Below are 4108 nucleotides of genomic sequence, written 5' to 3' on the forward strand. Positions count from 1 at the left end.
CCCCACAGGTTGAACAGCGGGTATAGCAGCGTGCTGCCGGTCTCCGAAAGCGCCACGTCCGAGGTCGCCGGTGCGGTGGCGACACCGGCGCCCGGCGCGGCGTTCAACGAACCATTGGTCGATTTCGAACCGCAGGCCGCTGCAGGCATCACCGCCAGCACCAATGGCGCGACGGCCGACACGGCCAACAGCTTGCGCCACCGAATTTTCACGAACTCACCCGTGGGGAGTTGGTCGAGAGAGTCAGCCTGCATCAACGACATGCTACGTCCGCGTCACGGTAGGGTCGTGTACCGTGACGTTCAGCCGGTGGGGTGTCGCGTTGGGCCTGCTGATGACAGGTGTACTGGTGTTTTCGGCGTGCGGTGGCAACAACGGCAACCCGAGATCGTCGGACACCTCGTCGGCGCCGGTGACCTGCGGAGGCAAGCGCGGGCTGCGTGCCAGCGGCTCGACCGCGCAGGAGAACGCGATCGAGCAATTCGTCTACGCCTATATCCGGGCGTGCCCCGGCCACACCCTGGACTACAACGCGAACGGCTCCGGCGCCGGGGTGGAGGCCTTCGTCAAAAACGAAACCGACCTGGCCGGGTCCGATGTGGCGCTGGATCAGTCGAAGAGCCAGGCGGCGGCGCGGTGCGGGTCACCGGCGTGGGATCTGCCGACGGTGTTCGGCCCGATCGCGGTCACCTACAACATCCACGGGGTGGACTCGCTGAGCCTGGACGGGCCCACGGTGGCGAAGGTTTTCAGCGGCGCTATCGCCATGTGGAACGACCCGGCGATCGTGGCCCTCAACGTAGGTATTGCCTTGCCCGCCATACCCATCCACGTGGTCTTCCGCAGCGACAAGTCAGGCACAACCGCGAACTTTCAGCAGTATCTTGACGGCGCGTCCGACGGCGCCTGGGATAGGGGCGTCGGTGAGACGTTCAGCGGGGCTGCCGGTGAGGGTGCCGCGGGGAACAACGGCACGTCGGTCGCGCTGCAGAACACTGACGGCTCGATCACCTACAACGAGTGGTCGTTTGCGGTGGGCAAGCAGCTGCACATGGCGCAGATCATCACGTCGGCGGGCCCCGATCCGGTGGGGATCTCCACCGACTCCGTCGGCAAGACGATCGCTGCGGCCAAGTTCTCCGGTCAGGGCGGGCAGGCCAATGATCTGGTGCTGGACACGTCGTCGTTCTACAAGCCGACTCAGGCTGGTGCCTACCCGATTGTGCTGGCGACCTACGAGATCGTCTGCTCGAAGTATCCGGACGCCGCCACCGGCTCGGCGGTGAAGGCGTTCATGCAGGCTGCGATCGGTCCGGGGCAGGAGGGCTTGGACCAGTACGGGTCCATTTCGCTGCCGGAGTCGTTCACATCGAGGCTATTGACGGCGGTGAATGCGATCTCGTGATCGGCGGTGACGAGAACGAGCCGGATTCGCGAGAGGGGTCGCGGTTCGGCCCGTATCAATTGGTGCGGCTGCTGGGCCGCGGCGGGATGGGCGCGGTCTATGCGGCTGAGCGCATCACCGACACCCCCGGCCACTGCGTCGTGGCGGTGAAGTTGATCTCGGAGCGGTTCTCCGCCAGTCCGGTGTTCCGGCTGCGGATGCAGCGCGAGGCGGAGGTCGGGGGGCTGCTCACCGAGCCGCATCTGGTGCCCATGCACGCCTACGGCGAGGTCGACGGCACGGTGTATGTGGAGATGCCGCTGATCGACGGCACCGATCTCGCGACGCTGCTGGGGCGCTTCGGGCCGATGAGCCCGGCACGGGCGGTGGCCATCGTGGCCCAGGTCGCCGCCGCGCTGGACGCCGCACACCACGCCGGTGTGATACACCGCGATGTCAAACCGGAGAACATCCTGGTCACCGGTCGTGACGGTGGTGACTTCGCCTACCTGACCGATTTGGGTATCGCCCGCGCTGCCGCCGACCCGGGGCTGACACAGGTCGGGACCGCCGTCGAGGCCTTGCGCTACATGGCCCCGGAGCGTTTCACCGGCGACGCCGTCACCCATCGTTGCGACGTCTATGCACTGGCCGGTGTGCTGTCGCAGTGTTTGACCGGGTCGCCCCCGTATCCGGCCGACAGCGTGGAACAGGCGCTGGCCGCACATCTGAGCGCGTCGCCGCCGAAACCCAGCCAGTTGCAGCCCGGGCGGGTACCCACGGCCTTCGACGAGGTGATCGCCAAGGGCCTGGCCAAAAAACCGGCGGATCGCTATCGCAGCGCCGGTGAGCTGGCCGCCGCCGCCGGGGACGCGTTAGCCGAAACTGAACCCGGGTCTGAGCCCGGTTGCGAACCCGATCAGGCAGGCAAGGCGGTATCCGCGCCGGCCGGCTCTGCCGCGGCTGTGGTTCACCCGCTGCCGGCGGTGTCTCGGCCGCGACGCAACTGCAAGCCGGTCTTGCTCGGCGCCGCGGCGTTCGTCGCCGTCGTTGTCGTCGCGGCGGCCGGATACCTGGGCACCCGGCCGTCGCACCCGTCGTCGGTGGCCGCGCCCGCGCAAACCGTATTGCCGTTCACCGGGCTTGACTACCGCCTCTCTCCGGGCGGGGTGGCGGTCGACGTCGACGGCACCGTGTATGTCACCAGTCAGGGCATGAGTGGCCACGTGCTGAAGTTGCCGTCCGGATCCGTCCAACCAACCGTGCTGGCGTTCACTGGTCTGCACGAACCCCAGGGGGTGGCGGTGGACGACGCCGGCACCGTGTACGTCGCCGACTTCAGTGATCGGGTGGTGAAGCTGGCGGCCGGGTCGGAAAGCCCAGCGGTGCTGCCGTTCAGAGGTCTGGACAACCCGCAGGGGGTGGCGGTGGACTCGGACGGCAACGTCTACGTCGCCGACCGGGGCAACGACCGGGTGGTGAAGTTGGCGGCCGGCGCGAACGCCCAGACGGTGTTGCCGTTCGGTGACCTCGACCGCCCGCACGGTGTGGCGGTGGACAGCGCCGGCAGTGTCTACGTCACCGATACCGGCAACGACAGGGTGCTCAAACTGGGGCAGGGATCGGCTGCCCCGGCTGGCCCGGTCGCGCTGCCGCTCACTGGTATCGCCACGCCCTGGGGTGTTTCGGTGGATACTGCCGGCAATGTCTATGTCACCGAACGCGACACCAATAAGGTGGTGAAGTCGGCGGTCGGGTCAGCGATCCCGTCTGTGGTGCCGTTCACCGGCCTCAACGCCCCGCTGGCCGTGGCGGTGGACAAGGACGCGAAAAACGGGCGGGACGAACAGATCTACGTCGCCGACCGCGGCAACAACCGGGTGGTGAAGCTCGCGACGCAGTAGTGTTTGTCGGCGATCGAGCCTTCGCCGTCCGACTGAGGCGGGACCGGCACGGCCCGCAGGTCGGCAGTCGGCTCGGTGCCGAGCGCGGCGAGGGTGGCCCTTGCCGGGTTGGCGGTAGCATCTTCGGATGGTCAGTTCCGCGCTCGGTCCTGTCGACGGCCCGGCCGGTGTGGTCGACGGCGGCATCGACGGTGCCGGCTGTGTGGTGTCGGGTCATGCACACCCGTTAAGGGACGGCGACTGGCAGCGCGCCGCGCAGTGGGCGCGCCGGTTAGCCTGGTTCAGCCTGGTGCTGGTGGCCGTGGAAGGCACGGTGGGCCTGTGGCAGGGCCTGGTCGCCGGCTCGATCGCGTTGACCGGCTGGGCGCTGGGCAGCATTCCCGAGTGGTTGGCCGGGGCGGTGGTGATCTGGCGCTTCACCGGTGCGCGCACCCTGTCCGAGACCGCCGAGCGACGCGCCCAGATCGGTGTGGCGGTGTCGTTTTGGCTGACCGCCCCCTATATCGCCGCCGAATCCGCGCATCATCTGTTCGGGCGGCAGCACGCCGAGGCCAGCGTGCTCGGTGTCGCGGTGACTGTGGCCGCGGTGGTGGTCATGCCGGTCCTGGGCCGCGCGCAGCGGCGGCTCGGCGCCCGGCTGGTATCGGCGGCCACTGCGGGTGAGGGCGTGCAGAACTATCTGTGTGCAATTCAGGCTGCTGCGGTGCTGATCGGGCTGGCGGTCACCGCCGACTGGCCCGGTGGTTGGTGGCTGGACCCGGTGATCGGGCTGGGGGTGGCCGGGGCCGCGGTGTGGCAGGGCTTCCGGTCGTGGCGCGGC

General features: G+C 68.5%; 3 protein-coding genes and 1 pseudogene. 3 read left to right on the forward strand and 1 reads right to left on the reverse strand.

Annotation, left to right across the window (positions count from 1 at the left end; translation table 11 throughout):
• Positions 1–212 (reverse strand): annotated as a pseudogene (locus AC2VOP_RS13615) (phosphate ABC transporter substrate-binding protein PstS); the annotation flags it as partial.
• Between the two features lie 83 nt (positions 213–295).
• On the opposite strand from AC2VOP_RS13615, the gene pstS reads away from it, so the two are divergent.
• The 3 genes from pstS to AC2VOP_RS13630 form a co-directional block, all read left to right on the forward strand.
• Positions 296–1405, forward strand: a complete 1110-nt coding sequence (gene pstS / locus AC2VOP_RS13620) for a phosphate ABC transporter substrate-binding protein PstS (RefSeq protein ID WP_486961461.1) — start codon at positions 296–298, stop codon at positions 1403–1405.
• Positions 1402–3288 (forward strand): serine/threonine-protein kinase PknD, encoded by a 1887-nt coding sequence (locus tag AC2VOP_RS13625; protein ID WP_486961462.1) that lies wholly within the window; start codon positions 1402–1404, stop codon positions 3286–3288. Before pstS ends, AC2VOP_RS13625 begins: the two co-directional genes overlap by 4 nt.
• Positions 3289–3415: 127 nt before the next feature.
• Positions 3416–4108, forward strand: a 693-nt coding sequence (locus AC2VOP_RS13630) for a cation efflux transmembrane domain-containing protein (RefSeq protein ID WP_486961463.1), incomplete at its 3' end; no start/stop codon positions are given.

It is taken from the genome of Mycobacterium sp. TH-M106, assembly GCF_057473765.1.